At 63.9% G+C, this 20139-nt stretch carries 22 protein-coding genes and 1 pseudogene; 6 read left to right on the forward strand and 17 right to left on the reverse strand.

What is annotated here, in order from left to right; genetic code table 11:
• Nucleotides 1-70: 70 nt before the first annotated feature.
• The 4 genes from M0R88_RS07180 to M0R88_RS07195 form a co-directional block, all read right to left on the reverse strand.
• Nucleotides 71-787 (reverse strand): phosphoribosyltransferase family protein, encoded by a 717-nt coding sequence (locus M0R88_RS07180; protein WP_248656256.1) that lies wholly within the window; start codon nt 785-787, stop codon nt 71-73.
• Nucleotides 788-914: 127 nt separating this feature from the next.
• On the reverse strand, nt 915-1457 hold the full coding sequence (pyrE, locus tag M0R88_RS07185; RefSeq protein ID WP_248656257.1) for an orotate phosphoribosyltransferase: 543 nt from the start codon (nt 1455-1457) through the stop codon (nt 915-917).
• A gap of 64 nt (nt 1458-1521) precedes the next feature.
• Complete coding sequence (locus M0R88_RS07190) at nt 1522-1884, reverse strand: winged helix-turn-helix transcriptional regulator (protein WP_248656258.1); 363 nt, start codon at nt 1882-1884, stop codon at nt 1522-1524.
• A 300-nt stretch (nt 1885-2184) separates the two neighbouring features.
• A complete protein-coding gene (locus M0R88_RS07195; protein ID WP_248656259.1) occupies nt 2185-2730 on the reverse strand; it encodes a CDP-2,3-bis-(O-geranylgeranyl)-sn-glycerol synthase in 546 nt (181 codons plus the stop codon).
• Nucleotides 2731-2950: 220 nt separating this feature from the next.
• Between M0R88_RS07195 and M0R88_RS07200 the strand changes: the two genes are divergently transcribed.
• Together M0R88_RS07200 and M0R88_RS07205 are read left to right on the forward strand one after the other, a co-directional pair.
• On the forward strand, nt 2951-3787 hold the full coding sequence (locus M0R88_RS07200) for a proline dehydrogenase family protein (RefSeq protein WP_248656260.1): 837 nt from the start codon (nt 2951-2953) through the stop codon (nt 3785-3787).
• A 552-nt stretch (nt 3788-4339) separates the two neighbouring features.
• The gene (locus M0R88_RS07205; protein ID WP_248656261.1) at nt 4340-4984 is read left to right on the forward strand and encodes a DUF502 domain-containing protein; all 645 of its coding nucleotides are present in this window, start codon (nt 4340-4342) and stop codon (nt 4982-4984) included.
• Nucleotides 4985-5094: 110 nt separating this feature from the next.
• Here M0R88_RS07205 and M0R88_RS07210 read toward each other — a convergent pair whose 3' ends face one another.
• The 4 genes from M0R88_RS07210 to M0R88_RS07225 all read right to left on the reverse strand — a co-directional run bounded on the left by M0R88_RS07210 (nt 5095) and on the right by M0R88_RS07225 (nt 8275).
• Nucleotides 5095-5682, reverse strand: coding sequence for a hypothetical protein (locus M0R88_RS07210; protein WP_248656262.1), 588 nt, complete (start codon nt 5680-5682; stop codon nt 5095-5097).
• A gap of 184 nt (nt 5683-5866) precedes the next feature.
• Nucleotides 5867-6802 carry a branched-chain amino acid transaminase gene (locus M0R88_RS07215; RefSeq protein ID WP_248656263.1) on the reverse strand — a complete coding sequence of 312 codons (936 nt, stop codon included), beginning with the start codon at nt 6800-6802 and terminating at the stop codon, nt 5867-5869.
• Nucleotides 6803-6914: 112 nt separating this feature from the next.
• Entirely contained in the window at nt 6915-7571 is a 657-nt protein-coding gene (ribB, locus tag M0R88_RS07220) for a 3,4-dihydroxy-2-butanone-4-phosphate synthase (protein WP_248656264.1), read from the reverse strand.
• Complete coding sequence (locus M0R88_RS07225; protein WP_248656265.1) at nt 7568-8275, reverse strand: DUF120 domain-containing protein; 708 nt, start codon at nt 8273-8275, stop codon at nt 7568-7570. Before M0R88_RS07225 ends, ribB begins: the two co-directional genes overlap by 4 nt.
• A 203-nt stretch (nt 8276-8478) precedes the next feature.
• Here M0R88_RS07225 and M0R88_RS07230 point away from each other — a divergent pair, with 203 nt between their 5' ends.
• Nucleotides 8479-8880 carry a VOC family protein gene (locus M0R88_RS07230; protein WP_248656266.1) on the forward strand — a complete coding sequence of 134 codons (402 nt, stop codon included), beginning with the start codon at nt 8479-8481 and terminating at the stop codon, nt 8878-8880.
• On the forward strand, nt 8877-9317 hold the full coding sequence (locus tag M0R88_RS07235) for a cupin domain-containing protein (RefSeq protein WP_248656267.1): 441 nt from the start codon (nt 8877-8879) through the stop codon (nt 9315-9317). Before M0R88_RS07230 ends, M0R88_RS07235 begins: the two co-directional genes overlap by 4 nt.
• A 14-nt stretch (nt 9318-9331) precedes the next feature.
• On the opposite strand, the gene M0R88_RS07240 is transcribed toward M0R88_RS07235, so the two are convergent.
• Complete coding sequence (locus tag M0R88_RS07240) at nt 9332-10114, reverse strand: DUF8170 family protein (protein ID WP_248656268.1); 783 nt, start codon at nt 10112-10114, stop codon at nt 9332-9334.
• 115 nt (nt 10115-10229) lie between these two features.
• On the opposite strand from M0R88_RS07240, the gene M0R88_RS07245 reads away from it, so the two are divergent.
• Nucleotides 10230-10679 (forward strand): ArsR family transcriptional regulator, encoded by a 450-nt coding sequence (locus M0R88_RS07245; protein ID WP_248656269.1) that lies wholly within the window; start codon nt 10230-10232, stop codon nt 10677-10679.
• Nucleotides 10680-10698: 19 nt separating this feature from the next.
• Here the strand turns inward: M0R88_RS07245 and twy1 are convergent, their stop codons facing one another.
• Nucleotides 10699-11676 (reverse strand): 4-demethylwyosine synthase TYW1, encoded by a 978-nt coding sequence (gene twy1, locus M0R88_RS07250; protein ID WP_248656270.1) that lies wholly within the window; start codon nt 11674-11676, stop codon nt 10699-10701.
• A 399-nt stretch (nt 11677-12075) separates the two neighbouring features.
• Nucleotides 12076-12174: pseudogene (locus tag M0R88_RS18730) on the reverse strand (peroxiredoxin); the annotation flags it as partial.
• A gap of 122 nt (nt 12175-12296) precedes the next feature.
• On the opposite strand from M0R88_RS18730, the gene M0R88_RS07260 reads away from it, so the two are divergent.
• Nucleotides 12297-12539 (forward strand): DUF1129 domain-containing protein, encoded by a 243-nt coding sequence (locus M0R88_RS07260; RefSeq protein WP_248656272.1) that lies wholly within the window; start codon nt 12297-12299, stop codon nt 12537-12539.
• 15 nt (nt 12540-12554) lie between these two features.
• Here M0R88_RS07260 and M0R88_RS07265 read toward each other — a convergent pair whose 3' ends face one another.
• The 6 genes from M0R88_RS07265 to M0R88_RS07290 all read right to left on the reverse strand — a co-directional run bounded on the left by M0R88_RS07265 (nt 12555) and on the right by M0R88_RS07290 (nt 20080).
• A complete protein-coding gene (locus M0R88_RS07265; protein WP_248656273.1) occupies nt 12555-13652 on the reverse strand; it encodes an ABC transporter ATP-binding protein in 1098 nt (365 codons plus the stop codon).
• Nucleotides 13645-14679, reverse strand: a complete 1035-nt coding sequence (locus M0R88_RS07270) for an ABC transporter ATP-binding protein (protein ID WP_248656274.1) — start codon at nt 14677-14679, stop codon at nt 13645-13647. Before M0R88_RS07270 ends, M0R88_RS07265 begins: the two co-directional genes overlap by 8 nt.
• A gap of 52 nt (nt 14680-14731) precedes the next feature.
• Nucleotides 14732-15715, reverse strand: a complete 984-nt coding sequence (locus tag M0R88_RS07275) for an ABC transporter permease (protein ID WP_248656275.1) — start codon at nt 15713-15715, stop codon at nt 14732-14734.
• 3 nt (nt 15716-15718) lie between these two features.
• Nucleotides 15719-16696: an ABC transporter permease gene (locus M0R88_RS07280; protein ID WP_248656276.1), complete on the reverse strand. Its 978-nt coding sequence runs from the start codon at nt 16694-16696 to the stop codon at nt 15719-15721.
• A 24-nt stretch (nt 16697-16720) separates the two neighbouring features.
• A complete protein-coding gene (locus M0R88_RS07285) occupies nt 16721-18418 on the reverse strand; it encodes an ABC transporter substrate-binding protein (RefSeq protein WP_248656277.1) in 1698 nt (565 codons plus the stop codon).
• Nucleotides 18419-18568: 150 nt separating this feature from the next.
• Nucleotides 18569-20080, reverse strand: coding sequence for a metallopeptidase TldD-related protein (locus M0R88_RS07290; RefSeq protein WP_248656278.1), 1512 nt, complete (start codon nt 20078-20080; stop codon nt 18569-18571).
• Nucleotides 20081-20139: the final 59 nt, after the last annotated feature.

Consider the following 20139-nt stretch of genomic DNA (forward strand, 5'->3'; position numbering starts at 1 on the left):
TAACCCGTGAGAAAATCGAAAAGTCTACACGGACGTGCCCACGCCGAGACGCCAGTCGTTTTCGCTTCGGTTACGCCTCGAAGGTCGTCAGCGCGCCCACGGGGGCCTCGGTTCGGCCCTTCGCGCGGTCCAGTCCCTCGTCTCCGGCCGCGATGAGCGCGAAGACGCCGCCGACGCGAGCGTCCGCGCGGTCCACGATGTCCAACAGTAGTTCTTGGGTCTCGCCCGACCGGATGAGGTCGTCCACGACCAGCACGGTCTCGCCCGCGTCGATTGCCGACGCCGGGAGGTAGTAGGTCAACTCGATGCCCGACTGGAGGCGCTGGCGCGACTCGATGAACTCCTCGACGGCGGTCTCCTTGGACTTCTTGGCGTAGGCGACCCGCGCGTCGAAGTTCCGGGCCATCGCGGCCCCAAGCGTGATGCCGTCGGTCGCCGCGGTCAGCACCACGTCGGGACGGTCGAACCCGAGTGACTCGGCCGCGACGGGGGCCACGAGGTCGAGGAACGACTGGTCGAAGACGACGCTGGAGTTGTCCACGTACCCCTCGTCGTCCACCCGAATCCGGGCCTCCAGTTCGGCGGCGAGTTCGTCGCGGCCGACGCCGCCGACGATCTCCTCGGCGCGGTCCACGCTCGGCAGGACGTGACCGTTGACGTAGCGGTTCAAATCGCCCGCCGGGAGGCTCGTCACCTCGGCGAGTTCGTCGTACGTTCGGGTCTCCTTCAGCATCCGGAGGACGGCGACCGCCTGCAACTGCAGGGTCGCCTTCTCTGCGCGGTTCATGTTCTGTCCGGTCGTATTCCACGAACTTGAATAGACCGATAGGAGAGCGAGAGGATTTCGGCAGTACTGCGCAAACGTGTAGTTTCGAACTGCGCAATCGCGGCCCGCCGCGATTGCGCAGTCGCGGCTACTCGGCGTCGAGCAGTTCGCTCGCGGTCAGCAACGACTCCAGTTCCACGTCGTACTCGGCCAAGTTCTCGCTCGCGCCCTCCTCGCGGTCCACGACCACGAGGACGCGGTTCACCGTCGCGCCGGCGTCGCGAAGGGCCTCCACCGCGTCGGCCGCGCTCTGGCCGGTCGTGGCGATGTCTTCGAGGACGACGACCTCCTCGCCCTCGTCGAGTCGGCCCTCCACGAGGTTGGCCGTCCCGTAGTCTTTCTGCTGTTTGCGGGCGATGACGTAGGGCGTCCCGGTCTCGACGCTCGTGACCGCGACGAGCGGGACCCCGCCCAGCGCGACGCCCGCCAACTTCTCGTCGCCGGCGTGCCACTCGGCACGCTCCAAGCGTTCGGCGAACGCCTCCGCGATGCGTTCCAGACAGTCCGGGTCGGTCTCGAAGAGGTACTTGTCCACGTAGTAGTCGCTCGTGCCGCCGTGGGAGAGTTCGAACTCGCCGTACTTCACAGCGTCAGCGTCCCGGAGCGCCGCGATGAGTTCCTCGTTGGTCATGTCGAGAACTCGGGGCGGCGGGAGTGAAAAGCGGTTCCGTTTGGCGCGAGTCGCCTCGGATCGGTTACGCTTCGACGCGGGACTCGACCCACTCGTCGGCCCACGATTCGAGTTCCGAGAAGACGGGGCACAACTCTCGACTCTTCTCGGTCAGGCTGTAGTAGGTGGCGATTGGCTTGTCCTCGACGCGCCGGTTTACGAGCCCGTCCTCCTCCAAGTCGTCCAGAACCCGCGAGAGCGTCCGGGAACTCGCGTCGGTCGAGCGCTGGAGTTCGTTGAAGCGCTTCTCGCCGTCGCCGTGGAGGTCGTGGAGGACCACGAGCCGCCACTGCGAGCCGATCTGCTCGATGGCTTCCACGACGGGGCACGCGCCGGCGTTCTTGGTCTCGGTCGCGTCGGTCTCGGTCGTCTCTGTCTCAGTGTGCATCGAGGACATGGATGTTTACTACTGACTCCATCGTCGCCAAACCCACAAATAGGTTCCGTTCGGAAGTAGGTAACGAGACGAAACCTACTGTTCGACCGACAGCGACGACTGTTCGGTAGTGTGCTGCCGAAGTGTTCGCGGTCACGAACAGTTGCAGTCAGTACCAGAGCGGTGACGGTTCGCACCGGGGATTCACCGCGAGCGAGAGAGCGGAGCGACCGAGCGAGCGCAGGCTTTTTGGTAGCGCTTTTTATCGTGAGGGGTCGCCGACGGCGACCCCTTACGCAAGAAAACGGTCCTTTACCACGGCTCGTCCTTCAGTCCCAGCGCGTACGCGATGGCGTTCGTCACGAGATGCAACAGCGGCGTCACGACCACGACGACGACCAGCACCGACAGGGTGAACACCTCACCGAACCAGTCCGGTGCGGCGAGAAACGCCAACAGGAGCGCGAACACCACGAAGTCGAGTTGGTCCACGCCGGGGAACGCCGCGCCGCGCTGGCGACCCGTCCGGCGCTTGAGGAACGACGCCGCGATGTCGCCGAGCATCGCGCCCGCCGGGAGCGCCAGCAGGACCGCGGCCGGAAACGTCGGCAGGGCGACGCCCAGCAGGTCCGACGCGCTCGCTTCGACCGCGTTGAGGGCCACCCCGAGGAGCGCACCGGCCAGAATCCCCATCGCGGTTCCCCGCCACGTCTTCCCGTCGCCGAGGATTCGGCGGCCGTTCCACGTTCGCCCGCCGTCGATGGGCCGGCCCCCACCGGCCAGCACCGCGGCGTTGTTCGGGACGTACGCGGGTAACATCGCCCACAGCGCGATTGCGACGGTCTCGAAGACACCCATATATTTCCATGAGTGAGCGCGGGGGTCTTAAGCGGGTGGTTCTCGCGAGACGGTTGCGGTTTCCGTCGTCGGTTCGGTCGCCGGTCTCGGGTTCGCTGTCGTCGCCACGGGCTGTCGGGACCACCGAGTAGTCGTTTCGGAAGGCCTCCGTTCGCTCGCGTCGGAGGCACTGGCGGCGAATCGGCCAACTTAAAGACCCGCCGGTCACAACGCCCGACTAATGATTCCACCCATCGCAAGCAGGTTCGTCGCGGGGGAGTCGCCGGCCGAGGCGCTCGAACACGCCCGCGACCTGAACGACCGGAACGTGAAGGCCATCCTGAACCTGCTCGGCGAACACTACCACGAGCGCGCTCCCGCCGACGAGGACGCCGAGGCGTACCTCCGACTCGTGGCCGACATCGAGAGCGCGGCGGCGGAGGCGTGCATCTCGGTCAAGCCCTCGCAGGTCGGTCTCGACGTGGGGACCGAGGTCTTCCACGAGAACGTGGAGCGCATCGCGGACTACGCCGCCGACCGCGACGTGTTCGTCTGGATAGACATGGAGGACCACGACACGACCGACGCGACCCTCGACATCTTCGAGAAGTTGGCCCGGAAGCACGAGGGCGGCGTCGGCGTCTGCGTGCAGGCGAACCTCAAGCGCACCGACGACGACCTGGAGCGCCTCGCGGACCTCCCCGGCAAGGTTCGACTCGTCAAGGGCGCTTACGACCCGCCCGCCGAGGTCGCCTACGAGGAGAAGTCCGCGGTCAACGCCGCCTACGAGCGCCAACTCGAATACATGTTCGAACAGTTCGACGGCGGTATCGCGGTCGGAAGCCACGACCCCCGGATGATACGGCTCGCCGAGGAACTCCACGAGGAGTACGGCACCGACTTCGAGATTCAGATGCTGATGGGCGTGCGCGAGGACGCTCAGACCGACCTCGCCGAGGAGTACGAGGTCTGGCAGTACGTCCCGTACGGCGACAAGTGGCTCTCGTACTTCTACCGGCGCGTGATGGAGCGTAAGGAGAACCTGCTGTTCGCGGCCCGCGCCGTCCTCGGTCGATAGGCTGGACGGTCTTTCGCCGAGCTAATTCTCTGCATTTCGGGAACCGACGGCGTATTTTATCCCCGTAGAATCAAAATATATTCGTGTGGCAAATACTAACAACGGGCTGGGGGTGAACACATGGTTGACGTCTTCGCTTGGGGCTGTGGATACCACTACGGTTCCAGTCAAGTGATTTGCTTGGGATAGCGTCACCCGCCAGTCGAATCGTTCTCCGAACGCGTCGCGGTCGCGCGACCTTCGCCGACTCAACCCACGAAACGCATCAATACGCACGTTTTTGTGCTGATTTAATGCTGAACCTCAACGTATATTTACGTGGTAACTGATAACAACCTACTGGAGGTGAACTCATGATAGACTTCAAGTTCTTCGGTTGCGGGTACCACTACGGTTCCCAGCAAGTGGTCTGTGCGCAGACCGATTCCGACGGGCATCGGTAGTTCACTACGTCGCGGACGGCGGTCCGTGACGAGCGTTCCGTAGTCGGCCGCCGCGAAGTTCGGCCGATAACATCTAGTTTATACACCTGCGTTCGGATACTCCGACCAAATGTCCTCGTGGAAACGCGACATCGCAAGCGGTCTCATCGTCCTCGCCCCCCTGATAGTTACGACGTACATCATCGCCTACCTGTACTCCATGCTGGCGGGCCTCCCGTTCCTCGAAAAAATCAAACCGTACGAACTCGTCCCCGGACTGATAATCCCCTCGTCGGCGCTCCGGGTCACCATCGTCCTGCTGGTGTTCTCGATGCTGGTCCTCAGCGTCGGGTACATGATGCGGACCGCGGTCGGGTCGCTCGTGGAGAACGCCATCGACGGCCTGATGAACCAGGTTCCGGGCCTCCGCGTCGTCTACAACGCCTCGAAGATGGCGGCCGAGACGGCCCTCTCGGACTCGACCGACCTGCAAGCGCCCGTCAAAGTCGAGGCGTGGCAGGGGATGCGGATGACCGCGTTCAAGACGGGGAAAACGACCGACGACGGCCGCGAACTGCTCTTCCTCCCGACCGCACCGAACATCACCACCGGGTTCGTCGTCGAGATGAAACCGAGCGAGTTCGAGGAGACCGACGAGACCGTCGAGGACGCGTTGACCCGCATCCTGAGCGCCGGGTTCGGCGAGACCAGCGAGTCGGGCATCCCCATCGACGTGGAAGACGAGAAGGAGACCAAATCGCCGCCGCCGCAGTAACTACTGTCGTTCTCCTGTCGCTGTTGTGACCTCAGAGGATGGTCCCAACGGTCTGCTGGATGCAGAGCGTCTATGCCGCATATTCCACCAATACGGCTTCGATAGGTGAATTATAGAGATTTTGTCCGCTCGTGTAAATCAGAAATTCCGCCACCCAGGATGAGGAATCCGAGAGTTAGAATTGCGATAAACCCGAGCCAGTTCTGCATGACACCCTGTAGATAGTTTTGAGTAAGCAATTCATTCGGTATTGGTCCTGAAACAGTAAATATCTGCAAGACAAACCCAACTGCAAGTCCAGCCACGCCGACATTTGTTTTGACAGAGAGTTCCGCTTTAGACTCAATCTCTGATATTAACGTATTGGGTTGGTCGAAGGTGTCCTCAGCGAGGATTTCTGGGGTATACAACGTCGGCAACGCTAATGCGATACTGCCGAGCATCCCGAGAACTAGCCCATATATTTGCGAATCAAGGTGGAACAGCAGGTCATACGCAAGTAGCATTAACCCCGTCTTCCAGAGTACGCTCAAGTTCGCGTGTTCTACGTATTGTTGGGCGAGAATTGACCTTGTAATCGATACCTGCTCATCGCTCAGGTCATCCGGGTCACCATATCTACTGGGAAGAATTGCGAGAATGTAATCTCGCGTCCATCGTTCTGTTCGATTGAGTTCCGGTTCAGTCAACTCCGGCATATTCTCCTCGTTGTGACTCCTTACAGATTAATCTATTCAGTACTTGAAGTCTGAATATTACCGGAGCAGATGCGCTATGTATTCCGCACGACCGCTAAAATCTGTCAGAATCGAGGGTTTCAACGAGGCCGCTCTCCTATTTTCGAGGGAAACCCTCGCTATTATTTGAGGTCTTTCGACGTCGCTACGCTTCGACGTAGTCGAACCACTCTTCGTAGTCGTCGGTCCGGCGGTTCACCACGTCGAAGAAGCGCGACTGAATCTCCTCGGTGACGGGACCCCGGCCGCCGTCGCCGATTTCCACGTTGTCCACCTGTCGGATGGGCGTGACCTCCGCGGCCGACCCGGTGAAGAACAGTTCGTCGGCGGTGTTGAGTTCGCCCCGCGAGATGGTCGCCTGGTCGTGGACCTCGTGGCCCAGTTCCTCGGCCAGCGTGATGACCGAGTCGCGGGTGATGCCGTCGAGGATGCTCTCGGCCAGACCGGGCGTGAATATCTCGCCGTCCTTGACCATGAAGAGGTTCTCGCCGGGACCCTCCGCGACGTTGCCCTCCTTGTTCAGCACGATGGCCTCCGCGAAGCCGTTCCGGCGGGCCTCCTCGCCCGCGAGCATGCTGTTGACGTACAGCCCCGTCGTCTTCGCGTTGGTCGGAATCTGGCTGGAGGCGTGCTTGCGCCACGACGACACCATGACCTCGACGCCGTTCTCCAACGCCTCGTCGCCCAGATACGCGCCCCACGGCCACGCCGCGATGGCGGTCCGGGTCGGGCAGTCGCCGGGACTCACGCCGAGGCTCTCGTAGCCGTAGAACGCGATGGGTCGGACGTAGCAGGAGGCGAGGTCCTGCTCGCGGATGAGCGTCTTCGTCGCCTCGGTCAGCTCCTCGGGGTCGTGGTCGATTTCGAGGTCGTAAGGCTTGCAGGAGTCGTACAGTCGCTCCAGATGCTCCTCCCAGCGGAAGATGGCTGGCCCGTTCTCGGTGTCGTAGCACCGAACGCCCTCGAACACGCCGCTCCCGTAGTGTAGGCCGTGCGTGAGGACGTGGATCTGTGCCTCGTCCCAATCGACGAACTCGCCGTCCATCCAGATCGTATCCACGTCCATCTCGTCGAAGCTCATACGTGCGGACGAACGGAAGCCTCCGTTAAGAGTGTTCCCGGTTCGTCACGGACGCGTGCCGGGGAGCCGTCCGACTTCCGGAACTGCTTGCCGCAAAACGGTTATCCGACTCTCAGTCCACGTACGCGACGACTTCCGACCCTTCCAGATACGGGAAGCCGTGGCGCTCGGCGTAGGCCTGCGCGTCGTCCGGGGAGAGCGCCTCGCCGGTCACGTCGTCCAGCATCTCGCAGACGACGACCGCGGGCTCCCGGTCGGCGGCCTCGGCGAGCGCGATTCCCAGTTCGGTGTGACCCTCTCGGTCCGCGACCAGGTCCGGAGCGGCCCGGAGGACGTGGACGTGACCCGGCGCGCGGAACTCCTCGGCGAAGTCGGTCTCGGCCGGATTCTCCGCGGCCGCGGCCAGTTCGGTAATCGTCTTCGCGCGGTCCTCGTCGGTGATGCCGGTGTAGGTATCCCGGTGGTTCACCGGGAGCGAGAACGACGAGCGCTCGTCGTAGCCCAACTCGTGGGCCGCGCTCGCGGGGTGGTCCAGCGTCTCCTCCAAAAAGGGAAGGTCGAAGGCGTCGGCCACCGCGTCCGAGAGCGCGACGCAGACCAGTCCCCCGGCATCGTTCCGCATCCGGGAGACGTCCTCGGGCGTGACCGCCCCCGCCGGGTAAATCAGGTCGGTCTCGCCCTCGCGGTCGGCGGCGTCGTGGACGAGGACCGGCGACCCCTCGCGGAACGCTTCGATGGCGGCCTCGACGCCCGCGGCGGCCTGACTCATGCTCGCTCCTCGACGTGGACGGTCACGTGGTCGCCGTCTTCGAGTCCCAGCTCCTCGCGCAACTTCTCGGGAGCGATGACCTCCAACTGGTCCTCGTCGTGGTGAGTGCGCTCGGGCGCGATGGTGTGGGCCTGCTCGTACACCTCGCCGTCTTGCGTCTCGACCACCGCGGGGTAGCAGACCGCGGGACCGTACGTCCGGTCGTCGTCCTCCCAGCCGTCGATGGGGACGGGGTCCAACGCCCCCATCGCCGACCGAGCGCGCAGGCTCTCGTCGGTCAACTCGACGTTCAGCGTGCCCAAGAACGGCTCGTAACCGAGTCGGTCCTCGAACTGTTCCATGTAGCCCGGCAGGGAGATGTAGTGGCGACCTTCGCCCATCCCGCTGGTGACGGTGCCCGTCAGGTCTACTCCGGCGGGCGTCTCGAAGATGCGCCGGTAGTCCTCGTACTCGCGCTTGAGCGACCACTCGCCGTCCTCCGTGATGGTGACCCACTGGCCGTCGCTGACCATCTCGCGCTCGACCAGTCCGGCGTCGTCCAGTCGCTGAAGTCGCCGCGAGGCGGTCTGGTTGGAGGCGTCGAGGCGTTCGGCGAGACCGGAACAGGAGACCTTGACCTCGCCCTCTAACCCGCCGTCGAGCGCGAGGAGTTTGAGCGCCGCGAGTTCGTCGTACCCGACTGCGCGCGGCCGTGTCGCTGACATACCCGATACTCCGGCCGCGCTCGGTTTAAGGATAACGGATGCGGTACGGTTCTCAGAAATGGAATGGCGCTCGTTGGGGCCTCGAACCGACGCACCTGTCCGAGCGCCGCGGTGGTCTCCACGGAGTGCGTCGCGCGAGAGACGTCGCGGTGGGCGGAAAACAGGCCCGAGCGTTTTCCGTTCTCGCTCCCGAACGTGCTACCGTGAACGCGACTGCCATCGACCACGTCAACCTGAAGATTCCCGACGACGGGAAAGACGCCGCCCTCGACTTCTACTGCGACGGTCTCGGCTTCGACGCCGACGACCTCGGCGTCTACGAGTCCGGCGAGAAACCGTTCTTCTCGATTCGGCTCTCGCCGGGGAGCGTCCTCCACCTCTGGCCGGACGCCGACTTCGAGGCCCCGACCGGGACCAACTACGACCACGTCGCAATTCGCTTGGACGAGTCCATCGCGGAGGTGAAGGCGACGCTGGACGACGCCGGAATCGAGATCCTCGACGAGTTCGAACCGCTCGGCGCGACCGGTACGGGTCCCGCGGTGTACGTCGAAGGCCCCTTCGGGTACCGCGTCGAACTGAAGGTCGAGTCCACCGAGACATGACTGACGACGAATCGACCGGGAAGACCGAGGACGAATCGACCGGGAAGACCGAGGACGAATCGACCGAGAAAGTCAGCCTCGACGCTGCATTCGACTCCTTCGAGGAGCAGTGGTCGCCGCGTCTCGCGGCGGAACTGAACGGACAGGCCGTCAAACTCGCCAAGTTGGAGGGCGAGTTCGTCTGGCACCACCACGACGAGGCGGACGAACTGTTTCTGGTCCGGGAGGGGCGACTCCGCATCGAGTTCCGGGACGAGGAGGACCGCGACGACGTCACGCTGGACGCGGGCGAACTGCTCGTCGTCCCGGCGGGCGTCGAACACCGTCCGGTCGCCGACGAGGGCGAGGCGGAAGTGTTGCTGTTCGAGCCGAGCGAGACGCGGAATACGGGGAACGTCGAGAGCGAGGAGACCGAGGAGGAGTTAGAACGAATCTGACTCCGCAGTAAACGTCACTCTTCCCAATCCGGGTGACGACTCGGTGTCGGTACGATGTCCACGGAATCACGGAGTTCGGATTCTTCGACCCACGGTTGACATCGGTCGTGTAACTCGAAGAGTCGGAACTCGTTGATATGAACCCAACTGTAGGACACAGTATCGCCGTCATCGCGCTCTTCTATCGCGTCGAAGAGGTCATCCTTCGAAACGTCGATTCCTGTCTCTCGGGCTTCTACAGCTAGAGATTCGATTTCGTCTCCTTTTTCGTCGTCGGTGAGGTCGTCGTTATCGTAGACGGTCATCGCAGCCGCGACGACATCTGCTTTCCCGTCGAAGTTATCACCGGTCATCCAGCAGTAGTCCCGAGGGAGGACGTACGACTTGTCGAAGTACGGCGTCTCGCTAGTTTTCCCCAACTCCGTCACTTCACCTCCGGCGTCCTGTTCGTACACTCCGACGACGTAATCCGCGTACGACGCTAGGAGATGGAACCTGATTCGAAACTCGGGGAGTCGGTCGAGGCCGATTTCCCGGAGGTCACCCATGACGAACGCGTACGCACCGAGTCGCTTGTTTAATTCGTTCTCGACCTTCCGAAGTCGGCGAACGTACGGGTTCCGATAGCTTCCGAGGACATAGTAGGAGGTTTCCGGCGTCTGTAGATGCGATAGCTCCTCGTTTGCAAACCCAAGAATTGCGGCGGTTTCGTGTGGTTCCAGTTCGAGACCGTGGAGGGCTTCGTCTACGGCGGTTTCGATTTCGTCCGCGTTGGGGGGTACTGAAGGGTCCGCCATTAGTCTCGAGTACCTATCCAACTCGTTTATATCTTCCTGACTGATTCGGCTAATTTACTGAAAACCAGACTGGTTGACCCAAAGTATTATTCGTCGTACCTTCGAAGGTTGTTGTATGAGCGATAGCTCGTCGGCTACCCAACCCGGGCCGTTCGAGGAGCAACGGCGCATCTTCGATCTTCTCTCCCAAGAGACGCGCCATCTCATTATTCAGTGCGTCCTCGGCCATCCGAAACACCTCATGTCTCTCGACGAGCTGAATTACATGATTCCGAAGAGCAAGGCGGCTATCAGCGACCAAGTGGACAATCTCGCTCAGGCCGGAATCCTCGACCTGTATCGCCACGAACCGAGCAAAAACAAACGGGACTACCCATCGAAATTCTACGGATTAACAGAGTATGGCGTAGAGGTTCTCTACGAGTACAACTATCTCCGAGGAGTCCCCGCGGCGCGAGCGCTCTACGAGAAGACCCGAAAATCGGAGAAAATCGAACGCCATCAAGAAGCGCCGCGACCGGACCTCCCTCACTCCGTCCGAGAAGCCCTGACTGCTAACGAGTAGTCTCCATAAGCGCCGGTCTTCAGTCCCCGGTAACCGCATCGCGCGCCCAGAAGTCGCTGTCCTTCTTCAGCTTCGGGACCCACGTGTCGTCGGTCTTCGACAGCAGCGCCACCCGCGAGACCGGCACGTCCTTTAGATACTCGTGGTCGGGCATGTGTTCCTGAATCTCCTCGGAGAACGCCACCACGTCCTCGTGGTCGAGCATCGACTCGCGGGCCACTCTGTCGCGCGACTCGCCGACGTGCATGTAGGACTTGAGTTCCACGAAGTCGGGGTCCGCGCGCTGGTAGAATCCGGCGTACCACTCGGGGTGGTGGACGTTCTCGCCGCCGACGAGCGTCGTCCGGAGGACGGTCCGGGTCTCGTCCTTGTCGGCCAGCACGTCCATCGTCTCGACCAGTTTCTCCCACGCGTCGTCCTCCATCGCCTTGACCACCTCGTCGAAGGTGTGGCGCTCGGGGGCGTCCACGCTGACGTAGAGTTGCGTCGGGTCGCAGTCCCGGATGATGTCGGGCCGCGTGCCGTTGCTCACGAGGAAGGTGGTGATGTCGCGGTCGTGGAACGCGTCGATGAGTTCCGGGAGATAGGGGTAGAGCGTCGGCTCGCCGTCGAGGCTGATGGCGACGTGGCGCGGTTCCATGCTCTCCTCGAAGCGCTCGCGGGGCACCTCGTCGTTGCCGCCGAACCCAGACAGGAGCTTCTTCTGGAGTTCGATGCTGGCGTCCACGACCGCTTCCGGATCGTCCCATTCGACATCTCCGAGTTCGTACGCGTGACCGGCGTGATCCCGCCAGCAGAAGACGCACCGCTCGTTGCACTTGACGACGGGCGTCATCTGAATACAGCGATGTGACTCGATCCCGTAAAATATATTTTTGTAACATTTTCCTTCTCCTCGAAGGGCGTTGGCCGTCCATCCACACGTTTGGGCCGCGGTGTGATTCTCGCTGTGGTAGTCCGGGCTGTCTACCTGTTTCGGGCCGTCCGATTCGCTCATTGGAGGACAGATGGTGTCCAAGGGTAAAACGTTCTTTCCTCTCCGGTTCCCAGCCTTCTCGCTGCTCCTCTCGGACGTCCCCCGACGGGGAATCGACCGCGACCCGACCCCCAGAACCGGGAGGTGAGGCTGTGCACCCTGACAATCCTATGGAAGATACGATTTTCCTCGCCGTCCGGACCGACTTCGTCGCCCTCCTCGACAGTCTCCCGGCGTGGCAGGCGGTCGCGCTCGCCGTCGCGGGGTGGTGTCCCGTCTCGATTTAAGTACTTCTGGCGACAACGGATAGATACGAAGGACGTTCTCGCCGGGACTTACCGCCATCGAGTCGCGACGCTCTCGACTGTCACGGGGTCTCGGCTCTTTCTCTCACCGAAGAAAACCGGAACCGCGGCTATCTCAGCCCTCCAGCGTCGCGTCGAGCGTGATTTCGGGTCCGGCAAGCGCCTTCGACACCGGGCAGTTCTCCTTGGCGCGCTGCGCGAGGTCGTCGCGGGTCCCGGTCGCGCGTCCGGTCTCGGTCGCGAGTTCGGCCCCGGTCGGCGTGGGACTTCGTTGCACGCTCGGTCCGAGACGGTCCAAACGCCAACTTTCATGCGCGTTCTCGGAGTCGATACCGTATGCGGAAACCGAGAGCGCCGAGGCGCGGCTGGGCCAAGATTACCCTCGGAGTGTCGCTGCTGTTCGCGGTCGGCGTGTTCGTCTACTTCTCGCTCGCGGGCGCGCCGCTGAACGGCGCGGTGCTGGGCGCGCTCGTCGTCGTCGCCGGTGTCTGGGAGTACCGCCGGAAGCTGCAGGACCAGATTACCGCCGAGAAGTACGAGGCGGAGGCCGAACAGCGCCAGCGGCGGAACCGACGGTAGAGCCACCGAGAGCGATTAATCGTCGTCCGAGCGCGCTCGGTCCGGGCTCTCGTCGCCCTCGGCCCGACCGGCGAGTTCGGCCTCGGGGTCGAAGCCCTCGGCGCTCTCGTAGAGGTGACACGCCGCCTCGCGGTCGTCGTCAACGTCGGCCTTCTCCTCTAACGGCGGCGACACCGCGTCGCAGACCTCGCCGATGTACTCGTCGCACCGGTTCTTGAACCGGCACCCGCTCGGGACGTTGATGGCGTCGCCGACCTCGCCCTCCAACTCGACGCGCTCGCGGCCGGCGTTCGGGTCGGGCACCGGCACGGCGTCGATGAGCGACTTGGTGTAGGGGTGTTTGGGGTCCGTGATGATGTCCTCGGTCGGTCCCTGCTCGACGATTTTGCCCATGTACATGATGGCGAGGCGGTCGCACATGTGGCGCAACAGCGAGAGGTCGTGGCTGATGTACACCACCGAGAGGCCGAACTCGTCGGTCATCTCCTCCAACAGCGACAGCACGCCCGCCCGGAGGCTCACGTCGAGCATCGAGACGGGTTCGTCGGCGACGATGAAGTCCGGGTCCACGACCAGCGCGCGGGCGATGGCGAGACGCTGGCGCTGGCCGCCCGACAGTTCGTGGGGATACTGGTCGAAGAACTGGTCTGCGGGTTCGAGCTCCGCGAACTCCATGGCCCGCCGGACCCGCGCTCGCTGGTTCGGGATGTCGTGGATGCGGAGCGGTTCGACCACGGTGTCGTACACCGTCATCCGGGGGTTCAGGCTCTCGAAGGGGTCCTGAAATATCATCTGGGCGTTCCGGCGGAAGCTGGCCAGTTCCGACCCCGACTTGTCCGCGATGTCCTGACCGTCGTAGTAGATGCTCCCCGCGGTCGGTTCGTAGAGTTTGGCCAGACACATCCCCGTGGTGGTCTTGCCGCACCCCGACTCGCCCGCGATGCCGAACGTCTCGCCCTCCCGGAGTTCGAAGGAAACGCCATCGACCGCGTGGACCTTGTCGGTCTCCTGCCCGCGGACGCGGTTCAGCGCGTCGTTGACGAGTCCGCTCTCGACCGGGAAGTGCTTCTTCAGGCCCTCCACGTCAACCAGCACGTCGTCGTAGTCAGTCATCGGCCACCCCCTCGCCGGTCTCGTCGTGCCACGTCTCGGCGCTGTCGGCGACCGGCCGGAGTTGCGAGTCCACGTCATCGACGTGGTGACAGTACGACCGCAGGTCGCCGGTCTCGACCTCCGGCGGGTCCTCCTCGACGCACTGCCGGGTCGCCAGCGGACACCGCTCGGCGAACCGACAGCCCGTCGGCGGGTCGTGGAGGTCCGGCGGGTGGCCGCCGATGCTCACGAGGTCCTGATTCGACCGCTGGATGTTCGGGAACGCGCTCTTCAACCCGATGGTGTAGGGGTGGTACGGTCGCTGGAAGATGGCCTCTGAGGGTCCCTCCTCCGCGATTTCCCCGGCGTACATCACGACCACGCGGTCGCAGGTCTCGGCGACCACGGCCACGTCGTGGGTGATGACCATCATCGACGAGTTGACCTCCTGCTGGATGCCGTTGATGCGCTTGAGAATCTGGTCCTGCATGATGACGTCGAGTGCGGTGGTCGGCTCGTCCGCGAGGATGAGCGACGGCTCCAGCACCAGCGCCATGGCTATCATGGCGCGCTGGCGCATCCCGCCCGAGAACTGGTGGGGGTAGTCGGTCTGGCGCTCGCGGTCCAGCCCCACGAGGTCGAACATCTCGTCGATTCGCTCTTGGGACTCCGTGCGACCCATCTTCGGGTGGTGGGCCTCGATGGCCTCCAGAATCTGCTCGCGGATGGTGTACACCGGGTCGAGCGCGTTCATCGCCGACTGGGCTATCATCGAAATCTCGTCCCAGCGCAGTTCCCTGCGGCGCTTCTCGGGGAGATCCGTGAGGTCCTCGCCGTCGAAGTAAATCGACCCGCCGTTGATGTAGCCGTTCTTCGGCAGGATGCCGATTATCGCCTTGGCGAGCGTGGACTTGCCGCATCCCGACTCGCCGACGACGCCGACGTTCTCGCCCTCCTCGATGCGGAAGCTCACGCCGTCCACCGCCTTCACGGCTCCTCGCTCGGTGTCGTAGTAGACTTCGAGGTCCTCGACTTCGAGCATCGTCATTCGTCGTCACCTCGCTCGCTCGGCGCTCGATCGCTCGCTGTCGTTTCTCTCATCACCGTTCCACCTGCAGTTCCGGATTGACTATCTCCTCGTATCCCCGTCCGATGAGGAAACCGCTGATGACGACCAGCGCGATGCAGACGCCCGGCGGCACGAACCACCACCACGCGCCCTCGACCATCGCGCTGTAGACGCGGGCGCTCTGGAGCATGACGCCCCACGAGACGCTGTTGGGGTCGCCCAACCCGAGGAACGAGACCCCCGCCTCGGTCAGAATGGCCCACGCGATGGCGAACGCCGCGTAGAGGAACGCCATCGGCAGGACGTTCGGCGCGATGTGCCGCGAGATGATGCGCCAGTTGCTCGCGCCCGAGACCTTCGCGGCCTTGACGAACGACCGTTCCCGAAGCGACAGCACCTGTGACCGGATGACTCGCGCGGACGTCCGCCACTGGAGCAGGACGAACGCGAGGATGATGCTGTCCAGTCCCGGTCCCATCAGCGTCACGAGGACGATGACGGTCGGGAGGAGCGGCAGGCCGTACACGAAGTCCACCATGCGCATCAGCACGTCGTCCACGTAGCCGCCGTAGTAGCCCGCGGTCAGTCCGACCATCGTCCCGATGCCGACGGTCATGAACGCCGCGACGAGGCCGACGACGAGCGCTGGTCGCGCGCCGTACACCAGTTGGCTGAAGATGTCGTAGCCCTGCGCGGTCGTGCCGAGGAGGTAGTTCCCCTGCCCGCCGAGCAGCGACGGGTCCATCCACTTGGCGATGAGGACGCCGTTAGGCTGGTAGAGGCGTTCGGTCGGTCCGTGGGGCGCGATGAGGGGTGCGAACAGCGCGACCAGACCGAAAAAGCCCAAGGTCGCCATCGCGGCCACCACGAGGTAGTCGTCGGTTAGCAGGTCCCACTGCTCGCTCAGGGTCTCCTTCCAGAGCCGAAGGTTGCGCCGCCACGCGCTGAAGTCGTCCTCCTCGCTCTCGTACTCTTCGACGTCGGTGAATATCGAACGCTCGTGTTGTTGGCTCATGGTTTAGTCGTAAGTCACCCTCGGGTCGAGGACGCCGTACAGCAGGTCCGCGATGAAGTTCATCACGATGACCGACAGCGCGAGGACGAGGAACGTCCCCTGCGCGACGGGGTAGTCCCGGCGCAGGACCGCCCGAATCATCTCGCGGCCGATGCCCGGCCACCCGAAGACGGTCTCTATCAGGACGCTCCCGCCGATGGCGTACCCCACCGCGATGGCGGCCGCGGTCAGGACCGGGAGCATCGCGTTCCGGGCGGCGTGCCTGAACATGATGGCGCGCTCGGTCAGCCCCTTCGCCCGACAGATGTCGATGAAGTCCTCCGAGAGGGTCTCTAACATGCTGTTTCGCATGATGAGCAGGGGATAGCCCATGTAGTAGAACGCCAGTACCGCCACCGGAGCGACGAGGTGGTGTAGGAATCCGACCGAGAACACCATGTCCCAGAACCCGGACGGTTCGGTGCCGATGGCGGTCATCCCGCTCATCGGGATGAGGCCGAGGGTCGCGCCGAACACCCACAGCACGAGGATGCCGACCCAGAAACTGGGGACCGACCGGCCGACCAGCGCGGTGACGACCGCGCTCTTCTCGAAGTCGCTCCCCCGGTACCAGCCGGTCAGCACGCCCGCCGTCACGCCGATGGTGTACGCGATGACGAACGCCGTCAGCATCAGTATCAGCGTGTTCGGCAGGTAGGTCGCCAGGATTTCGGCGACCTGCTCGTTCGTCTTGAACGACCGCCCGAGGTCTAACGTCGCCAAGTTCTCGATGTACCGGACGTACTGGACCCACATCGGGTCGTTCAGCCCGTAGTTGGCGATTATCTGCTGGCGAATCTCCGGAGTCATCTGGGGCGAGACGATGTAGGAGGTCGGGTCCCCCGGCATCAGCCGAAAGAGTACGAAGAGGACAGTCGCCACTGCCCACAGCGTGAGGACCAACTGTACCGTCCGTCGCACGAAGAAGTTGACCTTTCCCATGGTTGCGAAAGCGTGGTGGTTCGACTACTCGGGGAAGTGAACCTTCCCGTTGCTGTCGAACGTGTATCCGGCCTCTCTCAGTCGCTCTTTCCCGACCTCCACCCCGTTACCTTGCTGTTGGTACTTCTTGACATCCGGGTTGCTGTACTTGCCGAACGACTCGCCGACGAGGTTCCACCCCTCGGTGGCGAATCCGTACAGCACCTGCTCGTTGATGGCGGTCTTCGGGATGGTGTGGACCGCGGCCTGCCGGACCGCGACGTCGTCGAGGCCCGGCTTGCGCGTGTTCTGGCTGAAGTGCCACCAGCCGTCGCCGGGCGTACTCTGGACGCCGATCTGGCTCTGTTTCTGGTTCTGGGACAACTGCCGCCCGATACGGGTGAAGGGCAGGTAGTTGAGCGTCCCGTCCTTCAGCAGCGACCACACCGTCGAACTCTCCGGGATGATGCGCCAGATGCGCCGGTCGAAGTTGACCGTGTTCCAGTGGTCGCCGTACTTCGTCAGGCTCAGTTCGCTGCCCTGGTCCCAGTAGTCGAACTGGAGCGGACCGCTCCCGACCGGCTTCTCGATGGACATGTTGGCCGGGTCGCTCCGGCTCTCCCACTTGTGCTTGGGCACGATGGGAATCTGATTCGAGAACAGCGTGTGGACCGGGCCGATCTTCTCGCTGAAGTTGACCTGCACCCACTGGCCGTCCACCGACACCGAGTCGGTGCCGTACATCTCGTGTTGGGTCGAGTACAGCGGAATCTGGCTGTCCTTGATGTAGTCGAGCGTGAACTTCACGTCCTCGGGCGTGACGTCCTCGCCGTCGTGCCACTGGTGGTCCTGCCGAATCTTGTACCGGACCGTCTGGTCGTTCGGGCGCTCCCACTCGGTCGCCAGGCTCATCTTCGGGTCCGGCTCCAGCTCGGAGTTGATGCGGATCAGCTTGTCGTACAGCATCTCGAACTGGTGGATGAGCTTCGTCTCGTTGTTGTAGCCCAGCACGTTCATGGTGCCGAGCGTCTCGGGCCACGTCCCCCGAAGCTCGTTGTGGTCGGCCTTGACCTTCACGTTCGTCATCGGCTCGAAGTGGTAGTAGCCGACGATGTGGTCGGTCCAGCCCGTCACCTGCTGGTTGTTGTAGGCGATGATGTTCGGCATCTGGACGATGGGGTGCATCGGCACGTCCCGATTGACGGTCTTCTGAATCTGATGCAGCATGTTCACCCGCTCGTCGGTGTTGCTGGTCTGCAACTGCTGCATCAGCGTCGGGTCGAGATCCTTGTTCACGTACCCCGTGAAGTTCCCCTCGCCCGGACTCGTGTTCGACGAGTGGAACATCTCGGGCATCCGGCGGCCGGGGTCGATTCCCAGTCCCCGGTTCCACGTCGTGAACCCGAAGTTCTGCTCCTGCATCACCCGATTGTACAGCGTGCCCCACTCGAACACCTGCACGTTCGCCCGGAGACCCAGTTTGTTGAGTTGAGTCCCGATGAGGTTGATGGCGTCGTGTCGCGCCGGGTTGTAGTTCGCCGGATTGTTCAGGTACGTGTACTGCGGCAACAGTTGGCCCGCCCTGTCGCCCCCGCTCTGCGTCGTTTCTTGACCGTCTCCGGTCGTCGTTTCTTGCGCACTCCCCGCTCCCGCAACCGCGCCCGTCGCCGCGAGACCGCCCGCTGCCGTCGTCTTCAGGAAGTGTCGTCTGTCCATCCCCGCTCCCGTGTCATTCTCTCCCATGACTACATCTGTCATTCCACGACGTGACTGATAAAAGGGACTCATAATCCGAGGGGGTCCCCCGATTAGTGTTTCAGAAATTAGTTGTTGAGGGTTGGTATGTGTTAACTGGCGACACGAAACCGTCGAGTCCCAACCGCGACCGACCCGCTACTCGCGCAGGACGCGCGCCGAGAGTCGGACGCCCGGAGCGGTCACGGCGTAGGGGAGCGTCGATTTGTGCTTCGTGCAGGTGCCCGTGACCGTCTCGGTCCGCGCGCCGAACGCGTCGAGGGTTTCGAAGTCCGCGAGTTCGACTTCGAGCGCGGCGTCGGACAGGCGCGCCACTCGCTCGCCGCCATCCAGCGCGTAGCCTTCGACAACCGGAAACCTGAGTCGCTGGTTCGACGCCTCCGCGTCGAACTCCGCGGGCGTCGTCTCCCCGATGTCCCGCGCGTAGAGGAGCGAAGGCGGCATTCCACTCGTGCGCTTGGTCCGGGTCGCCTCGTTGACGACGTGCGGCGACCCGACTCGTTCGACGGACGCAGTCGCCCCGCTCCGACGCTCGGACGCCGTCGCCGTCCCGCTCTCGACCCGGAGGTGGCGGGCGTGGACCCGCGGCGGTCGGTCGAACCCGAGACTCGGGACGAGGTTGCCCGCGGGAAACGCCTCCTCGCGGATGGCCGCCGCGGAGTCGTAGACGTGGTTTCGTACGACGCCGCCGGCGACCAGCGACGCCGACTGCGTGGGCCGCCCCTCGGCGTCGTAGGCGCGGGCGGCCCACGACCCGGCGGGCACCTCGTCGGCCATCGACAGCGCGTCGGGACCGATGCGGTCGCCGATTCGGTACGGACTCGACCCGAAGTACACCGCGTCGATTTCGAGGTAGTGGGCGAGGTGGTGGAACAGTTCGGCCGCGGCCCGCGGGCCGACGGCGACGGTACGGCGACCCGGCTCCGGCGTGCGACTCGGCAGGGCGCTCGCGCTCTCCGCGTCGGCGGCGCGCCCGACTACGTTCGCCAGTCGCTCCGAGAGCGAGTCGAGGAACGCCGCGCCGGTCGTCGCGCCGACGTGGCCCCCGCGTTTCGTGCCGGTCTCCGGGACCACCGTGGGTTCGACCGACGCGCGCTCGACGGTGGTGTTGACCGCCGACCCGGTGGTCGTCAGCAGAACCGACTCGACCGTCTCGTCGCGGTAGGTCGCTCGGGTTCGCTCGGCGTCGAGGTCGGCGACGGCGCGCTCCAGCGCCGTCCCGACGGTCTCGGCTTTCTCCGCGGCGTCGATGGCGTCGAGCGACTCCTCGTCCGTCGAGTGTCCGGATTCGACCGGCCGCCTCGCCCACCCCGGATGGGTCGCCCGGTGGACCGTCCCGCGGTCGTACTTCGCCGGGGTCTCCTGCCCGAGGAGTCGCCCCGACCGGACCGACTTCTCGACGAGCGTGTCGAGGTGGTTCGCGTCGAACGACGTGGTGTACCGGTAGTCGGCGGCCCCGTCGGCGAACAGTCGCCACCAGACGCCGGTCTCGGCCACGTCGCTCGCGCTCCGGACCTCCTCGGCGGTCACGACCGCGTCCGTCGCTCGCCGGGCGACGCCCCCGACCTCGGCGTACGCCACGTCGTCGTTCGATTCGAGTCGGTCGAGGACCGACTCCGTCACGTCGATGACGGCCTCTAACTCCCCCATGCCACGGTCTCACGGCGGCGAGCCCAATAGTAGTGTGCGACGAAACGGGTCGGGGCCAC

Source organism: Halorussus gelatinilyticus (assembly GCF_023238445.1).
GTDB lineage: Archaea > Halobacteriota > Halobacteria > Halobacteriales > Haladaptataceae > Halorussus > Halorussus gelatinilyticus.

Excerpts from the sequence above, each read along its gene's own strand:
- M0R88_RS07270 (WP_248656274.1), bottom strand. The coding sequence starts at position 14,679 with ATGACGATGCTCGAAGTCGAGGACCTCGAAGTCTACTACGACACCGAG.
- M0R88_RS07195 (WP_248656259.1), bottom strand. The coding sequence starts at position 2,730 with ATGGGTGTCTTCGAGACCGTCGCAATCGCGCTGTGGGCGATGTTACCC.
- M0R88_RS07285 (WP_248656277.1), bottom strand. The coding sequence starts at position 18,418 with ATGGGAGAGAATGACACGGGAGCGGGGATGGACAGACGACACTTCCTG.
- M0R88_RS07235 (WP_248656267.1), top strand. The coding sequence starts at position 8,877 with ATGACTGACGACGAATCGACCGGGAAGACCGAGGACGAATCGACCGGG.
- M0R88_RS07215 (WP_248656263.1), bottom strand. The coding sequence starts at position 6,802 with ATGAGCTTCGACGAGATGGACGTGGATACGATCTGGATGGACGGCGAG.
- M0R88_RS07240 (WP_248656268.1), bottom strand. The coding sequence starts at position 10,114 with ATGGCGGACCCTTCAGTACCCCCCAACGCGGACGAAATCGAAACCGCC.
- M0R88_RS07290 (WP_248656278.1), bottom strand. The coding sequence starts at position 20,080 with ATGGGGGAGTTAGAGGCCGTCATCGACGTGACGGAGTCGGTCCTCGAC.
- M0R88_RS07200 (WP_248656260.1), top strand. The coding sequence starts at position 2,951 with ATGATTCCACCCATCGCAAGCAGGTTCGTCGCGGGGGAGTCGCCGGCC.
- M0R88_RS07210 (WP_248656262.1), bottom strand. The coding sequence starts at position 5,682 with ATGCCGGAGTTGACTGAACCGGAACTCAATCGAACAGAACGATGGACG.
- M0R88_RS07275 (WP_248656275.1), bottom strand. The coding sequence starts at position 15,715 with ATGAGCCAACAACACGAGCGTTCGATATTCACCGACGTCGAAGAGTAC.
- M0R88_RS07245 (WP_248656269.1), top strand. The coding sequence starts at position 10,230 with ATGAGCGATAGCTCGTCGGCTACCCAACCCGGGCCGTTCGAGGAGCAA.
- M0R88_RS07265 (WP_248656273.1), bottom strand. The coding sequence starts at position 13,652 with ATGACTGACTACGACGACGTGCTGGTTGACGTGGAGGGCCTGAAGAAG.
- ribB (WP_248656264.1), bottom strand. The coding sequence starts at position 7,571 with ATGAGTCAGGCCGCCGCGGGCGTCGAGGCCGCCATCGAAGCGTTCCGC.
- M0R88_RS07180 (WP_248656256.1), bottom strand. The coding sequence starts at position 787 with ATGAACCGCGCAGAGAAGGCGACCCTGCAGTTGCAGGCGGTCGCCGTC.
- pyrE (WP_248656257.1), bottom strand. The coding sequence starts at position 1,457 with ATGACCAACGAGGAACTCATCGCGGCGCTCCGGGACGCTGACGCTGTG.
- M0R88_RS07205 (WP_248656261.1), top strand. The coding sequence starts at position 4,340 with ATGTCCTCGTGGAAACGCGACATCGCAAGCGGTCTCATCGTCCTCGCC.
- twy1 (WP_248656270.1), bottom strand. The coding sequence starts at position 11,676 with ATGAGCGAATCGGACGGCCCGAAACAGGTAGACAGCCCGGACTACCAC.
- M0R88_RS07280 (WP_248656276.1), bottom strand. The coding sequence starts at position 16,696 with ATGGGAAAGGTCAACTTCTTCGTGCGACGGACGGTACAGTTGGTCCTC.
- M0R88_RS07260 (WP_248656272.1), top strand. The coding sequence starts at position 12,297 with ATGCGGAAACCGAGAGCGCCGAGGCGCGGCTGGGCCAAGATTACCCTC.
- M0R88_RS07225 (WP_248656265.1), bottom strand. The coding sequence starts at position 8,275 with ATGTCAGCGACACGGCCGCGCGCAGTCGGGTACGACGAACTCGCGGCG.
- M0R88_RS07190 (WP_248656258.1), bottom strand. The coding sequence starts at position 1,884 with ATGCACACTGAGACAGAGACGACCGAGACCGACGCGACCGAGACCAAG.